This is a genomic window from Verrucomicrobium sp., assembly GCA_028283855.1.
Lineage (GTDB): Bacteria > Verrucomicrobiota > Verrucomicrobiia > Methylacidiphilales > GAS474 > GAS474.
In genome coordinates this window covers 369,372-393,937 of record JAPWJX010000003.1, presented here as the reverse complement: position 1 = coordinate 393,937, position 24,566 = coordinate 369,372, and the positions used below count along the sequence as shown (strand labels likewise).

Sequence of the window (24,566 nt, the reverse complement as noted above, 5' to 3'; positions counted from 1 at the left end):
ATTGGCGAGGGTCTTTGAGGGAGGTAATTTCACCCCCTTTACCCATGCCCGGCTTTAGGTATCTTTGAACCCCCCATGCGCTACGAGTTTACCAGCGACAACACGGCGGGCGTCTGCCCGGAGGCCTGGGAGGCCCTCCGGGAGGCCAACGCCGGCTTCGTCCCCTCCTACGGCACCGATCCGGTCACCCAGCGGGCCGCCGACCTCTTCCGCGAATTTTTCGAAACCGATTGCGACGTCTTCTTCGTCTTCAACGGCACGGCGGCCAACTCCCTGGCCCTGGCCTCCCTCTGCCAGCCCTTCCACAGCGTCATCTGCCATGAGGCGGCCCACATCGAGACCGACGAGTGCGGCGCGCCGGAGTTCTTCTCCAACGGCACCAAGCTCCTCCTGGCCAAGGGGGAGCACGGCCGCCTGGCCCCGGCGGAGGTGGAGGCCCTGGTCACCAAGCGGACCGACATCCACTACCCCCGCCCGCGCGTCCTTTCCCTCTCCCTGCCCACCGAGCTGGGCACCGTCTACACGCCGGAGCGGATCGGCGTCCTTTGCCAGACCGCCGCGCGGCACGGGCTGAAAGTCCACGTCGACGGGGCGCGCTTCTTCAACGCCGTCGCCGCCCTCGGCGCGGCGCCCAAGGCGCTGACCTGGCAGGCGGGCGTCGACGTCCTCTGCTGCGGCGGCACCAAGCAGGGCATCGGCTTCGGCGAGGCCGTCGTCTTCTTCAACAAGGATCTGGCGCAGGAATTCGGCTACCGGTGCAAGCAGGCCGGGCAGCTCGCCTCCAAGATGCGCTACCTGGCCGCGCCCTGGGTGCGGATGCTGGAGGGCGACGCCTGGCGCAAGGGGGCCGAGCAGGCCAACCGCTGCGCGCGGCTCCTGGAAAGCCTGGTGCGCGGCGTCCCCGGCGTGGAGGTCCTCTATCCCGTGGAGGCCAACGCCGTCTTCCTCAAGCTCCCGCCGGAGGCCCACCAGCGCCTGGCGGCCAAGGGTTGGTCCTACTACACCTTCATGGGCGACGGCGCCCGCTTCATGTGCTCCTGGGCGACGCGGGAGGAAGCCGTGCGGGAGCTGGCCGCCGATTTAGCCGGCTAATTCCGCCTCAAACGCCTTGAGGTAGAGAAGCAGGAAGGCATGGCGCTTTTGCGCCGCCTTCTTGCCCGCCCGCGTGTTCATCCGGTCCTTGAGGAGGAGGAGCTTCTCGTGGAAGTGGTCGAGCGTCGCGCCCTCCGTGCCGTACATCGCCCGTCCGGCGTAGCCGCCGTAGGCAAACGCCCGGCCGATGCCGATCGCGCCCAGCGCGTCGAGCCGGTCGGCGTCCTGGACGACCTTTCCTTCCGGCGTCCGCATGGGCGGCCGGTCCTTGCCGCCCTTGAAGGACATCGTGCCGATGATCTCCGCGACATGGGCGACCGTCTCCGGCGGCACGCGGCGGCGCTTCATCCAGGCCGCCGCCGTCCGGGGGCCGATCTCCGTGTCGCCGCCGTGGAACTTGTGGTCGGCGATGTCGTGGAGGAGCGCGGCCAGGCCGACGACGAAGAGGTCGGCCTTCTCCTCCCGCGCCAGCCGCAGGGCGTGCCGGTGGACCCGCTCGATGTGGCTCCAGTCGTGGCCGGAGGATTCCTTGAGGCACTTCCGGCGGACGTACGCGGCGGCGGCCTGGAGGACGGCTTTCTTTTGGACGGTAGTCATGGGGAAAACTAGGCCCAGGATTTCCTTTTTCCCAGCGTCCACACAGGGCAGCCTTTTCCCGTGAACCGAGGTGCATGGCTGGGGTTGGGTTTCTTTCTGGCGTGGGTTTTCAATTCTGCGGCGGAGCCGTTCCAGGACCTTTCGTTTGACGCGGCCCTTCTGCGGGCGGCCCAGGAAAACAAAATTGTCCTCGTCGACTTTTTCACGACCTGGTGCCAGCCCTGCAAGATGCTGGACGAGACGACGTGGAAGGACCCCGCCGTCATTGGCCTTCTTCGGGAAAAGACGGTGGCGCTCCGCATCGACGCGGAAAAGGAGGCTCCCTTGGCGCAGCGGTACAACGTCCACGCCTACCCGACGGTGGCGCTGATCAAGCCGGACGGCACCATGATCGACGGGTTGGTTGGCTATCGGGACGCTAAAACATTCCAGGCCGATTTCCTGGCCTCCCTATCGGGCAAGACGAGCTTCATGCGAGCGCAGGAGGCGGTCGAAAAGGCGCAGGGGGACGCCCAAAAGACGGCGCAGGCGCGCTTCCAGCTGGGGCAGGAGCTGGTCCGGGAAGGCAAAGACCAGGAGGCGCTGGCCGAATACCTCTGGTGCTACGACGTGGGGATGGCTCAGGTTCCCGCGATGGTTGGAGTGAGGGATAGCTTTTTGACGATGAGCATCGGCCAATTGGGAAAGCGCTATGCCCCCGCCAAAGAAGCGCTGCAGACGCGGCGAAAGGCAGCGGGAAAAAAACTGGAAGAAAACCGAGCCGACATGGGGGCCTTGCTCGACTTCGTGGCGTTGACGGATGCCTTGGAGGGCAAGCAGGCCGTCCTGGCCTATTTCGACGCGCTGCCTCCCGGTGATCCGCGCCGTCCGTTGGTGGGGAAGCTGGTTTTCAGGCAGTTCTTGGAGGCGAAGAGGTATGGGGATGCCGTGGAGGCGCGGCCTTATGTCACGTTTCAGGCGGAATTCGCCGCCATGCTGAACGCCGCGCAGAGCCCCAGCCAGCAGGCCCTTCCCGAGAATGCCCGCGAGCGGCTGCACGCCTATGTCCTGGAGGACGGCGCCATCGAGGCGGAGGCCCTAGCGGGCGCCGGAAAGCTGGACGACGCCGGGGAGCTGGTGGGGAAGATTCTTGCCATGGACAAGTCGGAGAAGACGCGGGCGATGCTCCACGAGCATCTGACCCGGGCGGGGCATGCGGAATTGCTGAAGGCGGAGTGAAAGGGACGGGGTAACCGACGCCCGGGGGATTTCCGCCTCGCTCGGCTTTCGGCTTCCATGAATTTTCGGAAGAAAATTCATGGAGCCTAGGGGATTCGAACCCCTGACCTCCTCAATGCCATTGAGGCGCTCTACCAACTGAGCTAAGACCCCTTCAAACGGAACTCTCTTGGTTAGCGGAAACGGCCTTTCCCGCAAGCCTAAAGAATCAGCATGGCGTCGCCATAGCTGAAAAAGCGGTATCCCTTTTCCACCGCCTCCTTGTACGCCGCCAGGGTCCGCTCCTGCCCGGCAAACGCGCAGACGAGCATGAGGAGGGTCGATTTGGGCAGGTGGAAGTTGGTCAGGAGGGCCCCCACTTTTTTAAACTGGTAGGGGGGGTGGATGAAGATGTCGGTGGAGCCGTGCTGGGGCTTGAGGGAGGGGGCGCTTTCCAGGACGCGCGCGCTGGTGGTGCCCACGGCGACGATCCGCCGCCCCGCCGCCTTTTCCGCCAGGCCGGCCGGGATCTCGAACCGCTCCCGGTGCATGATGTGGTCCTCGACCCGGTCGACTTTCACCGGGCGGAAGGTGCCGATGCCGACGTGGAGGGTGACGAAGGCGTGGTCGAAGCGGCCGAGCAGTTCCGGCGTGAAGTGGAGGCCCGCCGTGGGCGCGGCGACGGAACCCGCCGCCGCCGGGTTGGCGTAGACGGTCTGGTAGCGGTCCCAGTCCTCGGCGGCCGCCTCGGTTTCCGCCAGGGCCTTGCGGCGCTTGGCGATGTAGGGCGGGATGGGCATCTGGCCGAAGGCGTCGAGGTCGATGTCGCCGAAGAAGCGCAGGACCCGCTCGCCGCTTTCCAGGGTCTTGAGGACCTCCGCCTCCACTTCCTGCGGCGGGCCGACGCGGGAGCGGAAGCGCAGGCGCATGCCGGGCATGGCGCGCTTGGCCGGTTTGACCAGGGTCAGCCAGTGGCGCGGGCTGGTTTCCTCCACCAGGAGGAGGGTGAGGGGGCCCGCGTCGGTCTCCGCATCCAGGGCGGCGGGCAGGACGCGGCTGTTGTTGAGGACGAGAAGGTCTTCCGGCGCGAGGAATTGCGGCAGGTCGGCAAAGGAGGCGTGGACGAGGCTCTCCTTCGCCCGGTCGAGGACCAGGAGCCGGGAGCCGGTGCGCTCCGCCGCCGGGTGGGCGGCGATCTGCTCCGGCGGCAGGTCGAAGGCGAAGTCGTTGGTCGAGAGGCTCATAAAAAGGCGTAACCTTAGGGGCCGTGCGCGGTCAGTCCTAGTACAATATGAAGAAGCATCTCTTGCGCGGCGCGGCCCTGGCGGCCCTGGCCGCCGCCCTGTTGGCCGTCAGCCCCAGCTCCGCCTCGGCGGGCGTCGCCGTCGGCCTGAACATCGTCATCCCTGCGGGCAATCCCCCGCCGCCGCCGCCGGCGCCGTCGGTGGTGGAGCCCAGCTATTACGCCTCCCCGGAGCCCGGCATGGTCTGGATCAATCCCCAGTGGCATTGGAACGGCCGTTCCTGGGTCTGGTGGCAGGGTTACTGGGAGCACCCGCCCCGCCCCCACGCGGTCTGGGTCCCGGGCGGTTATGTCCAGGCCCATGACGGCTACCATTATCGCGGCGGGCACTGGCGTTAACCGGTCCCAGGCGGTAGGGTGAGGGGCGTGGACGGTTCCGCTTCCAACAAGCCCTTTCTGCTGAAAGCGTGGCTGGGGCTCCGCCTCTGGCTGGCCGAGAAGGCCCGCCCGACGGAGCTCCAGATCACGCTGCTGTGGGCGGGCGTCGTCGGCTTCGCCGGGGGGATGGCGTCCATCCTCTTCCGGCGCGGGCTGAAGGCGGTCCAGCTCCTCCTTACCCACCAGAAGGGGGATCTCCTTCTCTCCTCCATCCGTTTCCCGTGGTGGGAGCGGCTCCTCCTGCCGCCGCTGGGCGGCCTGCTGGCGGGGGCGCTCCTTTATTACGGCACGCGCCTTTTGCGCGGGCAAAGCTCCGGCGACTACATGGAGGCGGTGGTGCTGGGGGACGGCGTGGTGCCCGCCCGGCCCACGCTGGTGAAGAGCCTTTCCTCCCTTTTCACCATCTCCTCCGGCGGCTCGATCGGCCGGGAGGGGCCGATGGTGCAGCTCTCCGCCATGCTCGCCTCCCTCCTGGGGCGGCGGTGCGGGCTTTCCACCACGCGCCTCCAGCTGCTGGTGGCCTGCGGCGCGGCGGCGGGCATCGCGTCCGCCTACAACGCGCCGATCGGCGGCGCGCTTTTCGTGGCGGAGATCGTGCTGGGCTCCATCGCCATGGAGAGCTTCGGGCCGCTGGCCTTCGCCTCCGTCGTCGCCACGCTGACGGTGCAGCGGGTCTTCGGCGGGCGGCCGGTGTTCGAGGTCGACGGGTTCGAGCTGGTTTCCAACTGGGAGATGGTTCCCTATCTCTTCCTGGGCCTCTTGGCGGGTTTCCTGGCCCCGCCCTTCCTGGACCTGCTGGAGCGGAGCGAGCGGCTCTTCTCCCGCCTGCCGCCCAATCCGATGTTCCGCCTGGCCCTGGGCGGGCTGGCCGTCGGCCTTCTCTCCCTTCTCACCACGGGCGTGTGGGGAAACGGCTATGAGGTGGTCAACGCCATCCTGCACCTGAGCCTCATCTGGCAGGCCGTCCTGCTGGTCCTGGTGCTGAAGGTGATCGCCACGGCGGCGACGGTCGGTTCCGGCGCGGTCGGCGGCGTCTTTACCCCCACCCTCTTCGTCGGCGCGGCGCTGGGCCTTCTCTTCGGCACGCCGTTCCACGCCCTTTGGCCGGAGCATGTCGCCTATCCCAACGCCTACGCCCTGGTCGGCATGGGGTGTTTCCTGGCCGCGACGACCCACGCGCCGCTCATGGCCATCGTCATGCTTTTTGAGATGACGCTGGACCACGCCATCATCCTGCCGCTCATGGTGGCCTGCGTGACGGCGCACTACACCTCCCAGGGGTTGCGCCGCCGCTCCATCTACGCCGCCGCTCTCCTGCGGAAGCGCGCGGCCATTCCCGCGCTGCCCGCCGGGGTCCTGCGCGTGCGGGATCTCCTGAAGGCCGATCCGCCCCGCGTCCCGGAGAACGCCCACTTCGCGGAGATCGCCCGCGCCTTCGCCTCCCACCGCTACAACTTCCTTTACGTCGTCGACGCGCGGGGGCGCTTCCGGGGGGCCATCGCCCTGCACGACATCAAGGCCTACCTCCACCAGCCCGACCTGGCCGGGCCGGTGGTGGCCGCCGACCTCCTGCGGGACGATTTTCCGCGCCTGACCCCGGACGAATTCCTGGCCGAGGCGCTGGGCGTCTTCGCCCGGCACGAGGGGGACCGCCTGCCGGTCGTCGCCTCCCGGGAGGAGCCCGTCCTCCTGGGCACGTTGTCCAAGAACGACTTGCTCCTCTCCCTGGCGCACGCCCCCGCGGCGGGCCGCGAGGCGGCCGGAATGCCCGCCGCTTAGGCGGCGATTCAAACAACTGTTTTAAATAAGCGATTGACGGTTCAAACATTTGTTTGAATCATTCGTTTCATGAAAGCGCGCGATACCGAGGCGGCCTCCCGCATCCTGGAGGCGGCGGGCGCCGTCTTCGCCGAGCGGGGCTACGAGGGGACCACCATCCGGGAGATCACCGCCCGCGCCAAGGCCAACGTGGCCGCGGTGAACTACTACTTCGGCGACAAGGACCGCCTCTACGGCCGGGTCCTGGCGGAAGCCTGCGTCGCCTCCAAGATCGACATCGATTCCCTGCCCGGCCGTCCCGCCGCGCGGCTGGAGGCGTTCATCTTCAAATTCGTCCACCATCTCCTCAACCCCGGCCGCCCGGCTTGGTACGGGCAGGTCATGGCCATGGAAATGGCCAAGCCGAGCCCCGCCCTGGACCGCGTGGTGAAGGAGACGATCGAGCCCCTCTGCGCCAGCCTCCGCCACCTTCTCAAGGAACTGGCGGGGCCGGGCTTCACGCCGCTGGAGATCGAGATGATGTCGGCCAGCGTCATCGGCCAGTGCCTCTACTATGTGCAGAAAGGGGCCCTTATCCCGCGCATCTATCCCCACCTTCACCGCGTGGCCGATCCGGCCGCCCACATCGCCCGCCACGTCGCCTCCTTTACCCAGGCCGGCCTGGAGGGGCTGAAGAAAGAAAAGAAACCGGCCCGCAAACCCGCCGGAGCCAAATCATGAGCCAACCCCATTCCCACCCCCATCCCGCCGGCATCAACCAGGAGCAGGCGGAGACCAACCGCATCCAGGCCCAGACCAATCGCGAGCTGGCCAAGGCCCAGCAGCAAGCCCCGGCCAAGCAAGGCGAGGGCGGGGAAAAGAAGGACGGCGAGGCCAAGAAGGCCGAGCCGCCCTCTCCCCGAGCCAGAAAGGCCCTGGCCGTCGTCAAGCAGCCGAAGGTCTGGATCCCGGCGGCGGCCGTCCTCTTCTTGATCCTGCTGGGGCTGGTCTACCACGCCTTCACCCACGAATCGACGGACGACGCCTACACCACCGGCCACGTCCACAACATCGCCTCCCGCGTGGCGGGCACGGTGATCGAGGTGCGCGTGGACGACAACGAGCGGGTGAGGAAGGGGCAGATCCTCGTCGTCCTCGACCCGACCGACTACCAGGTGCAGGTCAACCAGGCGCGCGCCGATTACGAGAAGGCGCAGGCCGACTACAACCGCCTGCTCCCCCTGCGCGGGGACGCCGCCATCTCCCAGCAGGACTTTGACAACGCCACCGCGCTGATGCAGACGACCAAGGCCCGGCTGGAGGACGCCCTCAACCAGCTGGACTACTGCACCATCCGCGCCCCGTCCGACGGCCGCGTCGGCCACAAGGACGTGGAGGCGGGCAACCGCCTGACCGTGGGCGGCGCGCTCATGGCCGTGGTGGAGGACATCTGGGTCGTCGCCAACTTCAAGGAGACGCAGCTGGCCAAGATGCGCGTGGGCCAGAAGGTCGACGTCGAGGTCGACGCCATCCCGGGCAAGACCTTCGAGGGGACGGTCGACTCCATCTCCCCCGGGTCCGGGTCCACCTTCGCCCTCCTGCCGCCGGACAACGCCACGGGCAATTTCACCAAGATCGTCCAGCGCGTGCCGGTGAAGGTCCGTTTCGACGCCGACTCGATCCGCGGCTACGAGGGGCGCCTGGTCCCCGGCCTTTCCTGCGTCCCCTCCGTTTCCCTGCACGGCGGCCGGGACAAGAACGACCTCGCCCCGGAACGTCCGGAGCGCGAGGCGATCTCCTCCGAGGCGGCCCGCTAGGCCTCCCCCCGGACCCTTCCCCCCGCCCTCCCGCACGATGAACGCGCCGGCCGCCAACGAGCCCCTCTCCCGGGAGCGCCTTCTGGCGCTCTTCGGGGTGATGCTCGGCGCGTTCATGGCGGTGCTCGACATCCAGATCACCAACGCCTCCCTCAACGACATCGCGGGGGCGATCGGCTCCGCCCTGGACGAGGCCTCCTGGATCTCCACCGCCTACCTGGTGGCGGAGATCATCATCATCGGCGTCTCCGCGTGGCTGGGGCGGGTTTTCTCCATCAAGAAGTATCTCCTCTTCTCCTGCATCTCCTTCACGTTCTTTTCCATCTGCTGCGCCTTCGCCCACTCGCTGAACATGATGATCTTCTTCCGGGCGCTCCAGGGGCTGACCGGCGGGGCGCTCATCCCGCTGGCCTTCTCCCTCATCATGATCCTGCTGCCCCCGGCCAAGCGGACGATCGGCACGGCGGCCTTCACCGTCACCGTCATCTTCGCCCCCGCCATCGGGCCGACCATCGGCGGCTGGCTGACGGACAACTACGGCTGGCAGTGGATTTTCTTCATCAACCTGGTCCCCGGCCTCATCATGACGGCGCTCATCGCCGCCTTCCTCCCGCAGGACCAGGCCCGCCACGAGCTGCTGAAGGAGGGCGACTACCTGGGCATCTTCTGCATGGCCCTGGGTCTCGGTTCCCTGGAATACGTGCTGGAGGAAGGGGAGCGGAAGGACTGGTTCGGCAACCCGGTCATCCAGCGCTTCGCCGTCATCGGCGTCGTCTTTACCCTGCTCTTCCTCATCATCGAGATGCGGTCGAAGAAGCCCTTCCTCCACCTGAACGTCTTCCGCTACCGCAGCTTCACCCTTTCCAGCCTCATCCAGTCGGTCCTGGGGCTGGCGCTCTACGGCAGCGTCTACATCATCCCGCTCTACCTGGCGCAGGTGCAGCGCTACAGCCCCTACCAGATCGGCCTGACCCTCATGTGGGCGGGCATCCCGCAGCTTTTCCTCATCCCCTTCGTCCCCTGGCTGATGGGCCGTATCGACATCCGGCTCATTATCGGCACCGGCCTCTGGCTCTTCGGCGCCAGCTGCTTCCTCAACGCCTACCTCTCCCCGGACTACGCCATGGACCAGTTCCAGTTCGCCAACGTGATCCGCGCCATCGGCCAGCCGCTCATCCTGGTGCCGCTCCTCTCCATCGCCACGGCGGGCGTGCCGCGGGAGGAGGCGGGCTCGGCCTCCGCGCTTTTCAACATGATGCGCAACCTGGGCGGCTCCGTCGGCATCGCCATCCTCTCCACGGAGGTGACGTGGCGGGAGCACCTCCACTCCGTCCGCGTGGGGGAGATGGTCACCGCGTACACGCCCGCCCTGCGGGCCCGGCTCGACGCCCTGACGCAGACCTTCGTGGGGAAGGGGATCGACCCCGCCACCGCCGCCTCCTACGCCCTCAAGGCGGTCGACAACGCCGTGCGGAAGCAGTCCCAGATCATGGCCTTCAGCGATTGCTTCTACATCATGGGCTGGTGCCTTTTCCTGGCCAGCAGCCTTCTCCTTTTCGTTCCGAAACCCAAAGGGCACGCCGCCGGCGGCCATTGAAAACCAAAATCCCCCCCACTCTTATGAAACGCATCCCGCTCCTGTTCTCCCTGGCCCTGCTGGCCGGCTGCTCCGTCGGCCCCGACTATCACAAGCCTGCCGCCGTCACCGCCGTGCCGCCCGGCTGGAAGGAGGCGCAGCCCGCCGACCGCCTGCCCCGCGGCCCGTGGTGGGAGCTCTACCATGACGCCGAGCTGACGCGCCTGGAGCAGCAGGCGCAAGGGCAGAACCAGGACCTGCGCGCCGCCGTCGCCCGCGTCGACCAGGCCCGCGCCGTCGCGCGGCTGGAGGGGGCTTCCTTCTTCCCGCAGCTGACGCTCGACGCCCAGGCCCAGCGCCAGCGCCTGACGGAGAACAACCCCACCTTCCAGCAGTTCCAGCTTCCCAACACCAAAATCCCCTCCGCCACGGTCAATAGCCGCAGCGTCCCCATCGACCTGAGCTACGAGATCGACGTCTGGGGCCGCGTCCGCCGTTCCTTCGAGTCGTCCCAGGCCCAGGCCCAGGCCTCCGTGGCCGACCTGCAGAACATCCTGCTGACCCTGCAGTCCGACGTGGCCGTCGACTATCTGACCCTGCGCGAATACGACCGCGAGCTGGCCATCCTGCGCGCCACGGTCGACACGCGGAAAAAGTCGCTGGAGATCAACCAGAAGCGCCTGCAGGCCGGGCGGGCGACCGCCCTGGACGTGGAGCAGGCCAAGACGGAATTGGCCAACTCCGAGGCTTCCCTCGCGCAGGTCGAGGAATCGCGCGCCCACATGCAGGACGCGCTGGCCTACCTCTGCGGCGAGCCGGCCAGCAGCTTCGCCCTGGCGGAGAACCCGCTGCCGGTCGACGCGCTGCCGCCCGCCATCCCCGCGGGCATCCCGTCCGACGTGCTGGAGCGGCGCCCGGACGTCGCCGCCGCGGAGCGGACGCTCAAGGCGCGCAACGCGCAAATCGGCGTGGCCACCGCCGCCTACTTCCCCACCATCAGCTTGACGGGGAACTACGGCTACCTCAGCTACAGCGCGGACAACCTCTTTACCCATCCCAGCAGCGTCTGGGCCATCGGGCCCTCCGTCTCCCTGCCCCTCTTTACCGGCGGCAAGACGGCGGCGCAGGTCCGGCAGGCCAAGAGCCAGTATGAGGAGGCCGTGGCGCAGTACCGCGGCGTGGTCCTGGGGGCCTTCCGCGATGTGGAGGACGCCCTGGCTTCCACCCGCACCCTGGCCAAGCAGGCGGAGGCGACGGGCCGCGCGGCCAAGAGCGCCAGCCACGCGCGCGAGCTTTCCGAGCAGCGTTACAAGGCGGGCGCGGTCGACTACTTCGAGGTGACCGAGGAGCAGCGCCTGGAGCTTTCCGCGCAGCGCGCGGAGGCGCAGGTGGCGGGCCAGCGGCTCTACGCCAGCGTGCGCCTCGTCAAGGCGCTGGGCGGCGGCTGGGATTCCAGCGTGCTGAAGGGGGAGAAGCCCGGCCCGAACCCGGTCGACGCGCCGTAAGGCGCGGGCGGGCCGCCTTAAATCTCGAAGTGGAGGGTCTTCTTCGCCGCGGCGTCCAGCTCGGCGGAGCGGTCCAGGAGGGTTTCCAGCGTGGTGCCGTCCAGGATCCCGGCCATGGCGTCCCGCACGTCCCGCATGACGGCGCGGATGAGGCAGGTCTCCACGTCGGGACAGTCGGTGCAGGGCTCGAAGGCGCTCTTGCTGGCGCAGGGGATGGGGGCCAGGGGGCCGTCGATGGCGCGGATCACCTCCCCCAGGGGGATCTTGTTCGGGAGGCGGGCCAGCTGGTAGCCGCCGCCCTTGCCCATCTTGCTCTGCAGGATGCCGCCGTTGCGCAGGTCGCGCAGGATGGCCTCCAGGAATTTCTTGGGGATGCGCTCCTTGGCGGCGATCTCCTGGATGAGGATGGGCCCCTTGCCGCGATGGCGCGCCAGGTAGAGCGTGGCCCGGAGGGCGTATTTGCCGCGTTTGGTGAGCACGTTAGGGCACGGTAGCGGTTTCCTCCGCCGGATCAAGGCCGCGCCGGTATTCCCCCGGGGCGGCCCCGGCGGAGGCCTTGAAGACGCGGGCGAAGTAGCCGGGGTTCTCGAAGCCGACGGCGAAGGCGATTTCCGCGACGGTCAGCGCGGTGCGGCGCAGGAGCTCCCGCGCCGCCTCCACCCGCTCCGCCGTGATGTAGGCGGCCAGGCGACGGCCGGTCTCCTGGCGGAAGAGGTGGGAGAGATAGTCGGCCGAGCAGCGGAGTTTCCCCGCCAGGAAGGCGGCGCCCAGGGCCGGATTGGCCAGTTCCTCCTGGATGAGCCGCCGAATGGCGGCGACGCGGGCTTTTTCCGCGGCGGGGCGGCCGCTCTTGGGCGCGCCCCGGCGCGGCAGGGCCGCGTCCAGGGCGCTGAGGTAGGCCAAAAGGAGGCCTTTGGCGCCCAGCTTGGCCTGCCAGTCGGAGCGGCGGCCCATTTCCAGGATCTGTCCCAGGTAGAGGCCCAGCAGCTCCGCTCCGGGGCTAGCCAGCTGGAGGTGGGAAGGGTCCCCCGCGCCGTGGAGGGAGAGGCCGATGGCGCGCGGGTAGAGGGAGACGGTGAGGATTTCCCGCGGGGGCTCGTCCGGGCCTTGGGCGGCGCAGGCGGCGTGGCCGGGGAGGATGGCCATCTCCCCCGCGCCCAGGATGAGGCTCTCGTCCGGCAGGGAAAAGCGGCCCCGGCCCGCCAGGGCCGCCGCAAAAAGGGGCCGTCCGCTCCCCGGCGCGAAGCGGCGCAGGGAGGGGAATTTGAGGACGAAGCGGCCCATCTCAACTTGTTGCAGGAGGTTGAGGCACAGCTCGTGGCTCTTGGAAAAAAGGAGGGCTTCCGGGGTGATTTCCGCCGGGGCTCGCTTAACCCGAATGCGGGGCGCCTCCCGCGTTTTATCCGCCATGACGGCCATGCCTAAGATTTTTATAGGAATTATAGGATTTTTTACCACCCCCAAGTTTGCCAAAGCCGAAAAACAATCGATGCTTATGGAACGCGTCTCCTTTTTGGGAACCCTTTTTTGCCAAACTTAATCTTTAGGTTACGGTAACCCCCTCACCCCCCCCTTTCCTATGAAATACATCCTAGCCATCGACCAAGGTACGACGAGTTCTCGAGCCATTGTTTTCGATCACGACGGCGCGATCAAATCCGTCGCCCAAAAGGAATTCACCCAGTTTTTCCCCCAGCCCGGCTGGGTGGAGCATGACGCCAACGAGATCTGGGCCACCCAGTCCGGCGTCCTGACCGAGGCGATCAACGCGGCGGGCCTTTCCTACAAGGACATCGCCGCCATCGGCATCACCAACCAGCGCGAGACGACCCTGGTCTGGGACCGCAAGAGCGGCCAGCCCATCCACAAGGCCATCGTCTGGCAGGACCGCCGCACCTCCAGCTTCTGCGACCAGCTGAAGAAGGAAGGCAAGCAGGAGGTCATCCAGAAGAAGACCGGCTTGGTCATCGACGCCTACTTCTCCGGCAGCAAGGTGCGATGGCTTTTGGACAACGTCCCCGGCGCCCGTGAAAAGGCGGAGAAGGGCGAGCTGGCCTTCGGCACCATCGACAGCTGGCTGGTCTGGAAGATGACCGACGGCAAGGCCCACGTCACCGACGTTTCCAACGCCTCCCGCACCATGCTCTTCAACATCGAGAAGGGCGACTGGGACGACGAGCTGCTCGACATCCTCAAGGTGCCCCGGGCCCTCCTGCCCAAGGTGGTCTCCAATAGCGAGGTCTACGGCGAATACCACGGCGTCCCCATCGCCGGCGCGGCGGGCGACCAGCAGTCCGCCCTCTTCGGCCAGGCCTGTACGCAGGAAGGCATGGTGAAGAACACGTACGGCACCGGCTGCTTCATGCTGATGAACACCGGCACCAAGCCGATGCTCTCCAAGAACAACCTCCTCACCACCGTCGGCTGGAAAGTCGGCGGCAAGACGGAGTACGCCCTGGAAGGAAGCATCTTCATCGCCGGCGCCGTGGTCCAGTGGCTGCGCGACGGCCTGGGCATCATCCAGAAGTCGAGCGACGTGGAGGCCCTGGCCGCCAAGGTGCCGGACAACGGCGGCGTCTATCTGGTTCCCGCCTTCGCGGGCCTCGGCGCGCCGCATTGGGACCAGTATGCCCGCGGCACCCTGGCCGGCCTGACCCGCGGCTCCACCGCCGCCCACATCGCCCGCGCCGCGCTGGAGGCCATCGCCTTCCAGACGGCCGACGTCCTCCAGGCCATGGAGAGCGACGCCAAGATCAAGCTCAAGGAGCTGCGCGTCGACGGCGGCGCCTGCGCCAACAACCTGCTCATGCAGTTCCAGGCGGACATCCTGGGCGTGCCCGTCGTCCGCCCCGCCGTGACGGAGACGACCGCCCTGGGCGCCGCCTACCTGGCGGGCCTGGCCGTCGAATACTGGAAGGACTCGAAGGAGATCGCCTCCCAGTGGAAGGTTGACCACCGCTTCGAGCCGACCATGAAGTCCGACCAGCGCGCCGCGCTCCGCGCCCAGTGGAGCAAGGCCCTGGAACGCTCCAAGGGCTGGGAAGCCAGCGCCTAAGAAAGTTCCCCCCGCGATCCCCCCCATGAGCGACCCCCGCCCCGATCTGTTTCGCCGCCTGGAAGACCCGTCCCCCTGGGACGTCCTCATCATTGGCGGCGGAGCGACAGGGCTGGGGTCCGCCGTGGAGGCGGCTTCGCGCGGGTACCGGACCCTGCTCGTCGAGCAGGTCGACTTCGCCAAGGCGACCTCCAGCCGCGCCACCAAGCTGGCCCACGGCGGCGTCCGCTACCTGCAGCAGGGAAACATCGCCCTGGTCTACAGCGCGCTGCGCGAGCGCGGGCTGATGATCCGCAACGCGCCGCACCTGGTGCGGCCCCTCAGCTTCATCATCCCCGCCTACCGTTGGTGGGAAAAGGCCTTCTACGGCTTCGGCCTGGAGATCTACGAGCTGATGGCCGCCGCGGGCCGCCTCAGCCTGGGCCACTCCCACGTTCTGAGCCGCGCGGAGACCATCCGCCGCCTGCCCACGGTCAAGCAGAAGGACCTGCGCGGCGGCGTCTCCTACCACGACGGGCAGTTCGACGACACGCGCCTGGCCGTCGCCCTCCTGCGCACCTTCGAGGACCAGGGCGGCACCGCCCTCAACTACACGACGGCCACCGGCTTCGTGAAGAGCGGCGGCAAGATCTCCGGCGTGCGCCTGCGGGACGAGGAAACGGGCCGCGAATACGAGGTGAAGGCCCGCGCCGTCCTCAACGCCACCGGCATCTTCACCGACCAGGTCCGCCGCTTGGACGACGCCGGCGTTTCCGAGATGCTCTCCGTCAGCCAGGGCACCCACATTGTCCTGGACCGCTCCTTCCTGCCCTCGCGGGACGCCCTCATGATTCCCAAGACGGAAGACGGGCGCGTCCTCTTCGGCGTGCCGTGGCACGGCCGCGTCGTCGTCGGCACCACCGATTTGGGCGTGCCCAAGCCCGTCCTGGAGCCGCGCGCCCAGGAGGGAGAGGTCGAGTTCCTCCTCCATCACGCCTCCAAATACCTGGACCGCCCCGTCGGCCGCGGCGACGTCCTTTCCATTTTCTCCGGCCTGCGCCCGTTGGTGAAAGCGGGGGAGGGGCAGAGCACCAAGCAGCTTTCCCGCGACCACACCATCGTCACCAGCGGCGCGGGCCTGGTCACCATCACCGGCGGCAAGTGGACCACCTACCGCCACATGGGCGAGGATGCCGTCAACCACCTGGAAGAAGCCGCCGGGTTCGCCGCGCGGAAGTCGGTCACCGCCGGCCTTCACCTGCACGGGTGGATGGAGCCCGCCCCCGGCGCCGCGCCGGACATCGAGCACGTCTACGGCAGCGACGCCCCCGCCATCGCCGCCCTGGCCCACACGGAGCCGGGGCTGGAAGGGCTCCTGCACGCCCGCCTGCCCTACCGCCGCGCGGAAGTCGTCTGGGCCGCCCGCCACGAGCACGCCCGCACGGTGGAAGACATCCTGGCCCGGCGTACGCGCGCCCTGCTGCTCGACGCGCGCGCTTCCGGAGAGGCCGCGCCCGAGGTGGCGCGCCTCTTGGCGGCCGAATTGGGCCGTGACGAGGCCTGGCAAAAAAACCAGGTCGAGGCGTATCAAAAGCTTGTCCAGGGCTACGTCCTCCACTAAACCCTAAGGCCTCGATTCCGGCATTTGCGTCTTTCTTCAATTTCGCAGAAACCCAACCAACCCACCCAACAACACCAACAAACCGTAGGACTACCCTGATGAAACACCACCCCCCGCATGGCTCCTTCCCCAAGAAGGCGCTCTGGGCCCGTCTCGGCTCCGCCGCGCTGGCCCTCCTCGCCCTGAACGCCGCGCCGCTCGTGGCCGGCACGACGACCACCACCGACTCGACCGACGCCAAGGAACTGGCCGTCGCGGGCACCGGTGACGACATCTGGCACCGCAAGTACCTGACCGGCGACTGGGGCGGCGAGCGCACCAAGCTGGAAGACCAGGGCGTCACCTTCGGCATGAACAACATCGGCGACTTCCTGGGGAACGTCACCGGCGGCGGCAGCGCGGGCGGTCAGCACGCCACCTACTTCGGGCGTCAGCGCGGGTCGGTCGACATCGACCTGAAGAAGCTGGCCGACTTCGACGGCGAGTTCTTCGTCACCGGCATCTACCAGTACGGACGGAACCTCTCCGGCAACTACCTGAACGTCAACACGCTCACCAGCTCCATCGCGGGTACGGAGTCCCTCCGCCTCGACCAGGCCTGGTACCAGCAGGGGCTCTTCGAAAGCCGCGTGAAGATCAAGGTCGGTCAGCTGGCCGCGGTCAACGACTTCGGTTCCACCGGCTTCTTCGACATCCTGATGAACGACGAATTGGGCTACGCCCCGAACGCGCTGTTCCCCACCGGCCAGTCCTTCAGCCCGAACGGCCGCCCCGGCGCCGAGCTGAGCCTGGACCTGCGCGACATCACCCCGGGCCTCTATGCCAAGGCGGGCGTCTTCACGCCCTCCAACGGCTACCGCGATCCGGATGACGACGGCGTGCACTACAGCAACTACTTCAACTACGGCGAGACTTACGCCTTTGAGGTGGGCTACCAGGAGCAGAAGACCGACTACGCCGGCCTCTACAAGATCGGCGGCAACTACGGCCGTCGGAACACCGACTACACCGGCTATACCGCCACCGGCACGCAGACCTTCAACAACGACTACAACATCTACGCGGAAGCGACCAAGAGCGTCTACCACCCGCGGCTGTCCAACGGCAAGCTGGACACCACCAAGGGCCTCGACCTCTTCGTCTACAACATCGGCGCTCCCGGGGACCGCAATGCTTACGAGTATGAGTTCATGACGGGCGGCCGTTACACCGGTCCGTTCTCCAGCCGCCCGATCGACAAAATCGGCTTCGGCTTCATCTACAACCGCTCCGGCGGCAACCAGGACTACAACACCGCCGTCAACCCGACCGGTGCCCCCCTGGGTGGTGAAACCGTCGTCGAACTCGACTACCAGTACGCCGTCACCCCCTGGTTCAAGATCCAGCCTGACTTCCAGGCCATCTTCAACCCCCGTGGCGACTCGGCCCGCTCGGACATCCTGATCCTGGGCGTCCGCACGATCGTCGACTTCTAAAGAGTCCCGGAAAACCCAAACAGAAAAACAAATATGTCGCCTTTTCTAGGTGAATTCATGGGAACCCTCGTCTTGGTTCTCCTCGGTGACGGCGTGGTCGCCAACGTGCTGCTGAACCGGTCGAAGGGCCAGAACTCCGGGTGGATCGTGATCACCACCGGCTGGGCCTTCGCGGTCATGGTCGGCGTGTTCACCGCCACCGCCTTCGGCAGTGCGGACGCCCACCTGAACCCGGCCGTTACCTTCGGCCTGGCCGTCCTCTCCGGGGACTTCAGCAAGTTGTCCACCTACGTTCCCGCCCAGTTCCTGGGCGCGTTCGTCGGGGCGATCCTGGTGTTCCTTCACAACTATCCGCATTGGCGCGTGACGGAAGACGCCGGCCTCAAGCTGGGCGTCTTCTCCACCGGGCCGGCCATCCGTTCCACCTTCTGGAACCTGGTCAGCGAAGCAATCGGCACCGCCGTCCTCGTTTTGGGCGTCGTGGCGATCTTCTCCAAGGCGGTTTCCGCCACCGGCTTGGCCGTTGGCCTCGGGCCCTTCCTGGTGGGCGCTTTGGTGTGGGGCATCGGCCTCTCGCTGGGCGGCACCACCGGTTACGCCATCAACCCCGCGCGTGACCTTGGGCCCCGCATCGCCCACGCCCTTCTGCCGATTCCCGGCAAGGGCAGCTCGGATTGGGGCTATGCCCTGGTCCCGGTCGTCGGGCCGCTCGTCGGCGCCGGCCTGGCCGCGTATATCCTGAGGTTCGTTAACGTCGTCTAACCGGCGACTCCGGGGGCGCCCGCTACGGCGGGCGCCCCTTTTTTTTCCCAATTTTTCCCGCTCACAACCCCCAACCCGAAAGAAAGCCATGAAAAAGCTGATCAACTCGCCTGAAAACGTGGTCGTCGAAGCCCTCCGGGGCATGGAAAAGGCCCACGCGGACATCCTTAAAGTCAATTACGAGCCCGCCTACATCGCGCGTGCGGGCGGTCCGGCCAAGAAGGTGGCCATCGTCTCCGGCGGCGGCGCCGGCCACGAGCCCCTGCACGGCGGCTTCGTCGGCAAGGGCATGCTCGACGCCGCGTGTCCCGGCGCCGTCTTCACCAGCCCCACGCCGGACCAGATGGAGGCCGCGACCAAGGCCGTCAACGGCGGCAAGGGCGTCCTGCACATCGTCAAGAACTACACCGGCGACGTGATGAACTTCCAGATGGCCGCCGACCTGGCCCGCGCCGAAGGCATCGAGGTGGAGAGCGTCGTCGTCGACGACGACGTGGCGGTCGAGAACAGCACCTGGACGGCCGGGCGCCGCGGCGTCGGCGGCACCGTCCTCATGGAAAAGATCGCGGGCGCGGCGGCGGAAGCCGGCGCCTCCCTGGCGGAAGTCACCGCCATCGCCAAGAAGGTCAACGCCCAGGTCCGCAGCATGGGCATGGCCCTCACCTCCTGCACCGTGCCTCACGCGGGTAAGCCCACCTTCGACCTCCCGGAGGACGAGATGGAGATCGGCGTCGGCATCCACGGCGAGCCGGGCCGCAAGCGCGTGAAGCTGGCCCCCGCGGACGAGGTCGTCGACATGCTCATGAAGCCGATCCTCTCCGACCTGCCCTTCAAGTCGGGCGACGAGGTCCTCCTCTTCGTCAACGGCCTGGGCGGCACGCCGCTCATCGAGCAATACATCGTCTATCGGAAGGCCGCGGAGATCGCCGCCGCCGCCGGCCTGAAGGTGACGCGCCACCTCGTCGGCCCCTACATCACCAGCCTGGAAATGGCGGGCGTTTCCATCACCCTCCTCAAGCTGGACGCGGAACTCACCAAGCTGTGGGACGCTCCCGTCCACACTGCGGGCCTGCGCTGGGGCGTCTAAAGAATGAGCGACACCCTCACCGCAGAACAGGTCGTCCAGTGGCTGGGCCGCGCCGCGGCCGCCATGGAGCAGAACAAGGAGCGGCTGACCGCGCTCGACTCGGCCATCGGCGACGGCGACCACGGGGCCAACATGGCCCGTGGTTTCCACGCCGTGGAAGGGAAGCTGCCCGGCTTGGCCGGCAAGGACATCGGCACCCTCTTCAAGACGGTTGCCATGACCCTGATCTCCACCGTCGGGGGGGCCAGCGGCCCCCTCTACGGCAGCTTCTTCCTCCAGGCCGCCGGACCGGCCAAGGACAAGGCCGCTCTGACCCAGGCCGAGCTGGCCGCCTCCTTCGAGGCGGGCCTCAAGGGCATCACCAACCTCGGCAAGGCCGTCCTCCAGGACAAGACGATGGTCGACGCCCTGCAGCCCGCCATCGAGGCCCTCAAGGCTCCCGCGCCCCTGGCGCAGGCCGTGAAGGCCGCCGTCGAGGCGGCGCAGAAGGGCGCGGAGGCCACCATCCCGCTCGTCGCCCGCAAGGGCCGCGCCAGCTACTTGGGCGAGCGCAGCGCGGGCCACGCCGACCCGGGCGCCTCCTCCTCCGTCCTGCTGCTTCAGGCCTTGGCGGAAACCGTCGCGGGCGCGTAAGCTAAGGGAAATGGTCGGGATCGTTCTTGTTTCGCACAGCCGGGCGTTGGCGCAAGCCACGCGCGAGTTGGTCGCGGCGATGACCGGTCCCGGCCTTCCCCTGGCCCTGGCCGCCGGCACCGGCGAAAACCGGGCCGAGCTGGGCACCGACGCCACCGAGATTCTCGAGGCGCTGCAAACGGTGCTCAAGGAGGACGGCGCGCTTCTCCTCATGGACATGGGCAGCGCCCTTCTTTCCGCGGAAACCGCCCTCGGCTTCCTGGAAGACGCCGACCGCGCGCGGGTCCGCCTCTGCGCGGCCCCCTTCGTTGAAGGCGCGGTGGCGGCGGGCGTCTCGGCCAACCTCGGCCTCTCCCTGGACGAAGTGGCCCGGGAGGCGGAAAAGGCGCTCAAGCAGAAGGAAAACCAGCTGGGCGTGCCCCAGGCTCCGGCGCCTGTCCCGGCGGCGGAGGCGGCCTTCGCCAACGGCGCGGAGAAGAGCGTCGAGGCCGTCATCCTCAATCCGCACGGCCTTCATGCCCGTCCCGCCGCCAAGCTCATCCAGGCCGCGGGCCGCTTCAAGGACGCCGACATCACCATTTCCAACGCCACCACGGGCCGGGGCCCCGTCTCCGCCCGCAGCCTGAGCAGCGTCGGCGGGCTCGAAATTCTCCAGGGGCACACCGTCCGCCTCGGCGCGCACGGCCCCCACGCCGGGGAGGCGCTGGAGGAGTTAAGGCAGCTCATCGCCGCCGGCCTGGGAGAGGAAGTCTCCCCGCTGCCCGCCGCCGTCCCGCAAAAAAAGCAGGAAAAAGCGGCGTCCACGCCGCGCGGAGAGGCCGTCGCCCAGCCGCTCGGCGGAGGGCTTGCCCTCGGCCCCGCCTTTTTTGCCGATGCCGCCTTGCCGGAAGTCGCCGCCGCGCCCGGCGCGGGCGCCGACGCGGAGGCCAAGCGCCTGGAGGCCGCCCTGGCCACGGCGCGGAAAGACCTTACCGCCGAATACGGAAAGGCCCACGCCTCCCTCGGCGCGGAGCGCGCGGCGATCTTCGAGGCCCAACTCCTCCTCCTGGACGATCCTGCGCTGGTGGAGACGGCCCAATCCCTCATCAAGGAAGGCCAGGCCGCGCCCGCCGCCTGGCGGGAGAGCGCCGCCCGCCTCGTCGCCCATTACCGCGCGCTGGAGGACGAATACCTCCGCCAGCGCGCCGCCGACATGGTCGACGTGGGCCGCCGCGTCCTGGCCGCCCTGGGCGTTTCCGTGCCGCCCGTCTTTGACCTCCCGGAGCCGGGAATCCTCGTCGTTGACGACCTGGCGCCGAGCGACGCCGCCTCCCTTTCCCCTCGCCGCGTCCTGGGCGTCCTTTGCCGCGACGGCGGCACCACCTCCCATAGCGCCGTGCTCCTGCGCGGCCGCGGCATCCCGGCCCTCGTCCAGGCGCGGGGCCTTCTTGAGGCCCTGCGGGCGGGGACGACCGTCGCCTTTGACGGCACGTCGGCGGAGGTGTGGATCGATCCCGATCCGGCGCTGCGCCAAAAGTTGGAAGCTCGCCGCCAGGCGGAAGCCGCCGCGCGCGCCGCGGAGGAGAAGGCCGCCCTTGAGCCCGCCGTCACGAAGGACGGGCATCATGTCGAGGTCCTGGCGAACATCGGCGGGGAAAAGGACGCAGCCTCGGCGCGCGCCAAGGGCGCGGAAGGCGTGGGCCTCCTGCGCACGGAGTTCCTTTTCCTGGACCGTCCCACCCCGCCGAACGAGGAGGAGCAGGTCGCCCTTCTCGAGAAAATCTTCGACGCCGCCGGGAAGATGCCGGTGGTCGTCCGCACGCTCGACGCGGGCGGCGACAAGAATCTGCCCTATCTCCACATGGCTCCGGAGGCCAATCCTTTCCTGGGCGTCCGCGCGTTGCGGCTCTGCCTGCGGGAGCCGGAGCTTTTCCAGACCCAGCTCCGCGCCCTCCTGCGCGCCGGGGCGGGGCGTGACATCCATCTTTTGCTCCCGATGGTCAGCGACCTTTCCGAGCTGCGGCTGGCCCGCGCCGCGCTGGAGACGGCGCACGCCGCCCTGGAAAAGGAAGGCCGCCCGCACCTCTGGCCCGCGCCGCTCGGCGTCATGATCGAGATCCCCGCCGCCGCGCTCCTGGCCGATTCCCTGGCGCGGGAGGCTGATTTCTTCTCCATCGGGACCAACGACCTGACCCAATACGCCCTGGCCGCCGACCGCGGCAACTCCGCCCTGGCGGCGCTTCAGGACGCGCTTCACCCGGCCGTGCTCCAGCTGATCGCCTCCGTGGTGAGGGCCGCCCACGCGCACAAAAAGAAGGTGGCCATCTGCGGCGAGGCCGCCGGCGATCCCGCGGCGGCGCAGGTCCTCGTCGGCCTCGGCGTCGACGAGCTGAGCATGTCCCCCGCGCGCATCCCCGCCCTCAAGGCGCGGCTGCGGGAGTGCGCCTACGGCGACCTTCAGGCCTTGGCCGCCAAGGCCCTCGCGCTGGAAAACGCCGCGGCCGTCCGGGCCCTCTTCGCCAAGAAGTAAGGCGTCAGCTTTCCCGGCGGTCGAGCCGGTAGGAAAAGAGCGTCAACCCCAGCGCGACCACGGCGAACGCCGCGCCCAGGAAGGGCAGGCGGGTGAGCGCCCACCCGGCGTCGATCGCGCGGCCGCCGACCCAGGCCCCGGCGGCGTTGCCCAGGTTGAAGGCGCCGATGTTGAGGGTGGAGGCCAGGTTGGGCCCCTCATGCCCCTTGTCGACGACGCGGGTCTGGAGCGTCGCGCAGCAGGCAAAGGAGGCCGCTCCCCACGCGATCATGTTGAGCACCGCCCAGAGCGGATGGGTGCCCGTGACCTGGAAGAGGACGAGGATCGCGGTCAGGGCGACGAAGATGCCGATGAGGGCGGGCATCAGCTTCCAATCGGCCAGCTTGCCGCCGATATAGTTGCCCAGCGTGAAGCCGACGCCGAAGAGGAGGAGCACGGCGCCGACGCGGTGCGGGGCGATGCCCGTGACCGTCCGCAGGTAGGGGGCGATGTAGGTGAAGAAGGCGAAGAGGCTGATGGAGGCGCCGACGCTGATCGCCAGGGCCAGCCAGACCTGGGGAGAGCGCAGGACGCGCAGCTCCCGGCGGAATCCGGCCGGCTTTTCCTGCCGGGAGGGCGGCAGCCAGTAGGCGACGGCGGCCATCGCCGCGATGCCGATGGCGGTGACGGCCCAGAATGTGGACCGCCATCCGGCGGCCTGCCCCAGCATGGTGCCCAGCGGCACGCCGATGATGTTGGCGATCGTCAGGCCGCTGAACATGAAGGCCATGGCCTGGGCGCGCTTTTCCTTCGGCACCAGGCTGGCGGCCTCCACCGATCCGATGCCGAAGAAGGCGGCATGGCAGAAGGAGGTGAGGACGCGCGCCGCCAGGAGGCACGTGTAGTTCGGGGAAAGGGCGCAGGCCAGGTTGCCCGCGGTGAAGATCGCCATCATCCAGCCCAGGGTCGCCTTCCGCGGCAGGCGGACGGTGAAGAGGGCCAGGAGCGGGCCGCCCAGGGCCACGCCTAGCGCGTAGGCGGAGATGAGGAGCCCGGCCCGCGGGATGGAGACGGAGAGATCCTGCGCCACTTCCGGCAGCAGGCCCATGATGACAAATTCCGTCGTGCCGATGCCGAACGCGGCAACGGCCAACGCCATGAGAGGCCAGTTCACTTTAGGAGATGGAGACGGGGAACGGGTTGCGCTCTTCGAACTGGGCCTGGTGCCAGTAAGGATAGGCCGGGGCCACCTTGCTGGCGGCGTCGAGCTTGGCCGTCTGCGCGGCGGTCAAATTCCAGCCCACGGCGCCCAGGTTCTGCCGCAGCTGCTCCTCATTCCGCGCGCCGACGATGACGGTGGAGACGGTGGGCCGCTGCAGGAGCCAGTTGAGGGCGACTTGCGGGACGGTTTTGCCGGTCTCCTTGGCCACTTCGTCGAGCGCGTCGACGACGCGGAAGAGATATTCGTCCTCCACCTGCGGGCCCTTGTCGTTGGAGAGCTGGGAGCGGAGGCGGGTCGTCTCCGGCAGCGGCGCGCCGCGGCGGATCTTGCCGGTCAGGCGGCCCCAGCCCAGCGGGCTCCAGACCACCGCGCCGACTTTCTGGTCGACGCCCAGGGGCATCAGTTCCCATTCGTACTCGCGCCCGACGAGGGAGTAGTAGGCCTGGTGGGCGACGTAGCGGGCCAGCCCGAGCCGTTCGGAAGCGGCCAGGGATTTCATGAGGTGCCAGCCGGAGAAGTTGGAGCAGCCGATGTAGCGGACCTTCCCGGAGCGGATGAAGCCGTCGAGGGTCTCGAGGGTTTCCTCCACCGGGGTGAGGGCGTCGAAGCCGTGCATCTGGTAGAGGTCGACGTAGTCGGTCCCCAGGCGGCGGAGGCTGCCTTCCAGGGCGCGGGTGAGGTGCTGGCGGGAGGAGCCGACGTCGTTCGGCCCTTTTCCGGCGCGGAAGGTCGCCTTGGTGGAGATGAGCACCTGGCCGCGCCGCCCGGCGATGGCCCTGCCCAGGACTTCTTCCGAGGCGCCGTCGGAGTAAATGTCGGCGGAGTCGAAGAGGTTCAGGCCCGCTTCCAGGCAGATGTCGACGAGGCGCGTGGCTTCCTGGGCCTGGGTTTCGCCCCAGGTCTTGAAGAATTCGTTGCTGCCGCCGAAGGTGCCGGTGCCGAAGCTAAGGACGGGGACCTTGAGGCCCGAGCCGCCGAGTTGACGCGTTTCCATACGATTAATTCATATTTATTGAACTAA

Annotated in this window: 21 protein-coding genes and 1 tRNA gene; 15 read left to right on the top strand and 7 right to left on the bottom strand. The window is 68.1% G+C overall.

What is annotated here, in order from left to right; translation table 11 throughout:
• The first annotated feature begins 75 nt into the window (after positions 1 to 75).
• Positions 76 to 1,092 (top strand): low specificity L-threonine aldolase, encoded by a 1,017-nt coding sequence (locus PW734_03205; GenBank protein ID MDE1170207.1) that lies wholly within the window; start codon positions 76 to 78, stop codon positions 1,090 to 1,092.
• Here PW734_03205 and PW734_03200 read toward each other — a convergent pair.
• On the bottom strand, positions 1,081 to 1,689 hold the full coding sequence (locus PW734_03200; GenBank protein ID MDE1170206.1) for an HD domain-containing protein: 609 nt from the start codon (positions 1,687 to 1,689) through the stop codon (positions 1,081 to 1,083). The genes PW734_03205 and PW734_03200 overlap by 12 nt on opposite strands.
• Positions 1,690 to 1,773: 84 nt before the next feature.
• Here PW734_03200 and PW734_03195 point away from each other — a divergent pair, with 84 nt between their 5' ends.
• A complete protein-coding gene (locus PW734_03195) occupies positions 1,774 to 2,907 on the top strand; it encodes a thioredoxin family protein (GenBank protein ID MDE1170205.1) in 1,134 nt (377 codons plus the stop codon).
• Positions 2,908 to 2,987: 80 nt separating this feature from the next.
• On the opposite strand, the gene PW734_03190 is transcribed toward PW734_03195, so the two are convergent.
• Both PW734_03190 and queA read right to left on the bottom strand, forming a co-directional pair.
• Positions 2,988 to 3,060 (bottom strand) — tRNA-Ala (locus PW734_03190).
• Between the two features lie 47 nt (positions 3,061 to 3,107).
• Positions 3,108 to 4,130, bottom strand: coding sequence for a tRNA preQ1(34) S-adenosylmethionine ribosyltransferase-isomerase QueA (queA, locus tag PW734_03185; GenBank protein ID MDE1170204.1), 1,023 nt, complete (start codon positions 4,128 to 4,130; stop codon positions 3,108 to 3,110).
• Positions 4,131 to 4,177: 47 nt separating this feature from the next.
• Between queA and PW734_03180 the strand changes: the two genes are divergently transcribed.
• The 6 genes from PW734_03180 to PW734_03155 all read left to right on the top strand — a co-directional run bounded on the left by PW734_03180 (position 4,178) and on the right by PW734_03155 (position 11,223).
• The gene (locus PW734_03180; protein ID MDE1170203.1) at positions 4,178 to 4,528 is read left to right on the top strand and encodes a hypothetical protein; all 351 of its coding nucleotides are present in this window, start codon (positions 4,178 to 4,180) and stop codon (positions 4,526 to 4,528) included.
• 27 nt (positions 4,529 to 4,555) lie between these two features.
• Positions 4,556 to 6,346 carry a ClcB-like voltage-gated chloride channel protein gene (locus PW734_03175; GenBank protein ID MDE1170202.1) on the top strand — a complete coding sequence of 597 codons (1,791 nt, stop codon included), beginning with the start codon at positions 4,556 to 4,558 and terminating at the stop codon, positions 6,344 to 6,346.
• Between the two features lie 69 nt (positions 6,347 to 6,415).
• On the top strand, positions 6,416 to 7,066 hold the full coding sequence (locus tag PW734_03170; protein ID MDE1170201.1) for a CerR family C-terminal domain-containing protein: 651 nt from the start codon (positions 6,416 to 6,418) through the stop codon (positions 7,064 to 7,066).
• Positions 7,063 to 8,142: an HlyD family secretion protein gene (locus PW734_03165; GenBank protein ID MDE1170200.1), complete on the top strand. Its 1,080-nt coding sequence runs from the start codon at positions 7,063 to 7,065 to the stop codon at positions 8,140 to 8,142. The genes PW734_03170 and PW734_03165 overlap by 4 nt, the downstream gene beginning before the upstream one ends.
• 37 nt (positions 8,143 to 8,179) lie before the next feature.
• Positions 8,180 to 9,739, top strand: coding sequence for a DHA2 family efflux MFS transporter permease subunit (locus tag PW734_03160; GenBank protein MDE1170199.1), 1,560 nt, complete (start codon positions 8,180 to 8,182; stop codon positions 9,737 to 9,739).
• 23 nt (positions 9,740 to 9,762) lie between these two features.
• The gene (locus tag PW734_03155; GenBank protein MDE1170198.1) at positions 9,763 to 11,223 is read left to right on the top strand and encodes an efflux transporter outer membrane subunit; all 1,461 of its coding nucleotides are present in this window, start codon (positions 9,763 to 9,765) and stop codon (positions 11,221 to 11,223) included.
• A 17-nt stretch (positions 11,224 to 11,240) separates the two neighbouring features.
• On the opposite strand, the gene PW734_03150 is transcribed toward PW734_03155, so the two are convergent.
• Positions 11,241 to 11,702, bottom strand: a complete 462-nt coding sequence (locus PW734_03150) for an Rrf2 family transcriptional regulator (protein ID MDE1170197.1) — start codon at positions 11,700 to 11,702, stop codon at positions 11,241 to 11,243.
• A gap of 1 nt (position 11,703) precedes the next feature.
• Positions 11,704 to 12,633, bottom strand: a complete 930-nt coding sequence (locus tag PW734_03145; GenBank protein ID MDE1170196.1) for a helix-turn-helix transcriptional regulator — start codon at positions 12,631 to 12,633, stop codon at positions 11,704 to 11,706.
• Positions 12,634 to 12,802: 169 nt separating this feature from the next.
• Between PW734_03145 and glpK the strand changes: the two genes are divergently transcribed.
• The 7 genes from glpK to ptsP all read left to right on the top strand — a co-directional run bounded on the left by glpK (position 12,803) and on the right by ptsP (position 22,344).
• A complete protein-coding gene (gene glpK / locus PW734_03140) occupies positions 12,803 to 14,278 on the top strand; it encodes a glycerol kinase GlpK (protein MDE1170195.1) in 1,476 nt (491 codons plus the stop codon).
• Between the two features lie 25 nt (positions 14,279 to 14,303).
• Positions 14,304 to 15,878: a glycerol-3-phosphate dehydrogenase/oxidase gene (locus PW734_03135; protein MDE1170194.1), complete on the top strand. Its 1,575-nt coding sequence runs from the start codon at positions 14,304 to 14,306 to the stop codon at positions 15,876 to 15,878.
• 98 nt (positions 15,879 to 15,976) lie between these two features.
• Positions 15,977 to 17,353 carry a carbohydrate porin gene (locus PW734_03130; GenBank protein MDE1170193.1) on the top strand — a complete coding sequence of 459 codons (1,377 nt, stop codon included), beginning with the start codon at positions 15,977 to 15,979 and terminating at the stop codon, positions 17,351 to 17,353.
• Between the two features lie 33 nt (positions 17,354 to 17,386).
• Positions 17,387 to 18,115: an aquaporin family protein gene (locus PW734_03125; protein MDE1170192.1), complete on the top strand. Its 729-nt coding sequence runs from the start codon at positions 17,387 to 17,389 to the stop codon at positions 18,113 to 18,115.
• A gap of 88 nt (positions 18,116 to 18,203) precedes the next feature.
• Positions 18,204 to 19,202, top strand: a complete 999-nt coding sequence (dhaK, locus tag PW734_03120) for a dihydroxyacetone kinase subunit DhaK (protein ID MDE1170191.1) — start codon at positions 18,204 to 18,206, stop codon at positions 19,200 to 19,202.
• A 3-nt stretch (positions 19,203 to 19,205) separates the two neighbouring features.
• Entirely contained in the window at positions 19,206 to 19,835 is a 630-nt protein-coding gene (gene dhaL, locus PW734_03115) for a dihydroxyacetone kinase subunit DhaL (protein MDE1170190.1), read from the top strand.
• 10 nt (positions 19,836 to 19,845) lie between these two features.
• Complete coding sequence (gene ptsP, locus PW734_03110; protein ID MDE1170189.1) at positions 19,846 to 22,344, top strand: phosphoenolpyruvate--protein phosphotransferase; 2,499 nt, start codon at positions 19,846 to 19,848, stop codon at positions 22,342 to 22,344.
• 4 nt (positions 22,345 to 22,348) lie between these two features.
• On the opposite strand, the gene PW734_03105 is transcribed toward ptsP, so the two are convergent.
• Both PW734_03105 and PW734_03100 read right to left on the bottom strand, forming a co-directional pair.
• Positions 22,349 to 23,497, bottom strand: a complete 1,149-nt coding sequence (locus PW734_03105) for an MFS transporter (protein ID MDE1170188.1) — start codon at positions 23,495 to 23,497, stop codon at positions 22,349 to 22,351.
• A gap of 1 nt (position 23,498) precedes the next feature.
• Positions 23,499 to 24,539 carry an aldo/keto reductase gene (locus tag PW734_03100; protein MDE1170187.1) on the bottom strand — a complete coding sequence of 347 codons (1,041 nt, stop codon included), beginning with the start codon at positions 24,537 to 24,539 and terminating at the stop codon, positions 23,499 to 23,501.
• Between the last annotated feature and the right edge of the window lie 27 nt (positions 24,540 to 24,566).

Bases quoted from the DNA above. Each gene is read 5' to 3' on its own strand.
- PW734_03205 (MDE1170207.1), top strand. From the start codon at position 76: ATGCGCTACGAGTTTACCAGCGACAACACGGCGGGCGTCTGCCCGGAG.
- PW734_03200 (MDE1170206.1), bottom strand. From the start codon at position 1,689: ATGACTACCGTCCAAAAGAAAGCCGTCCTCCAGGCCGCCGCCGCGTAC.
- queA (MDE1170204.1), bottom strand. From the start codon at position 4,130: ATGAGCCTCTCGACCAACGACTTCGCCTTCGACCTGCCGCCGGAGCAG.
- PW734_03180 (MDE1170203.1), top strand. From the start codon at position 4,178: ATGAAGAAGCATCTCTTGCGCGGCGCGGCCCTGGCGGCCCTGGCCGCC.
- PW734_03170 (MDE1170201.1), top strand. From the start codon at position 6,416: ATGAAAGCGCGCGATACCGAGGCGGCCTCCCGCATCCTGGAGGCGGCG.
- PW734_03165 (MDE1170200.1), top strand. From the start codon at position 7,063: ATGAGCCAACCCCATTCCCACCCCCATCCCGCCGGCATCAACCAGGAG.
- PW734_03160 (MDE1170199.1), top strand. From the start codon at position 8,180: ATGAACGCGCCGGCCGCCAACGAGCCCCTCTCCCGGGAGCGCCTTCTG.
- PW734_03155 (MDE1170198.1), top strand. From the start codon at position 9,763: ATGAAACGCATCCCGCTCCTGTTCTCCCTGGCCCTGCTGGCCGGCTGC.
- PW734_03145 (MDE1170196.1), bottom strand. From the start codon at position 12,633: ATGGCGGATAAAACGCGGGAGGCGCCCCGCATTCGGGTTAAGCGAGCC.
- glpK (MDE1170195.1), top strand. From the start codon at position 12,803: ATGAAATACATCCTAGCCATCGACCAAGGTACGACGAGTTCTCGAGCC.
- PW734_03135 (MDE1170194.1), top strand. From the start codon at position 14,304: ATGAGCGACCCCCGCCCCGATCTGTTTCGCCGCCTGGAAGACCCGTCC.
- PW734_03130 (MDE1170193.1), top strand. From the start codon at position 15,977: ATGAAACACCACCCCCCGCATGGCTCCTTCCCCAAGAAGGCGCTCTGG.
- PW734_03125 (MDE1170192.1), top strand. From the start codon at position 17,387: ATGTCGCCTTTTCTAGGTGAATTCATGGGAACCCTCGTCTTGGTTCTC.
- dhaK (MDE1170191.1), top strand. From the start codon at position 18,204: ATGAAAAAGCTGATCAACTCGCCTGAAAACGTGGTCGTCGAAGCCCTC.
- dhaL (MDE1170190.1), top strand. From the start codon at position 19,206: ATGAGCGACACCCTCACCGCAGAACAGGTCGTCCAGTGGCTGGGCCGC.
- ptsP (MDE1170189.1), top strand. From the start codon at position 19,846: ATGGTCGGGATCGTTCTTGTTTCGCACAGCCGGGCGTTGGCGCAAGCC.
- PW734_03100 (MDE1170187.1), bottom strand. From the start codon at position 24,539: ATGGAAACGCGTCAACTCGGCGGCTCGGGCCTCAAGGTCCCCGTCCTT.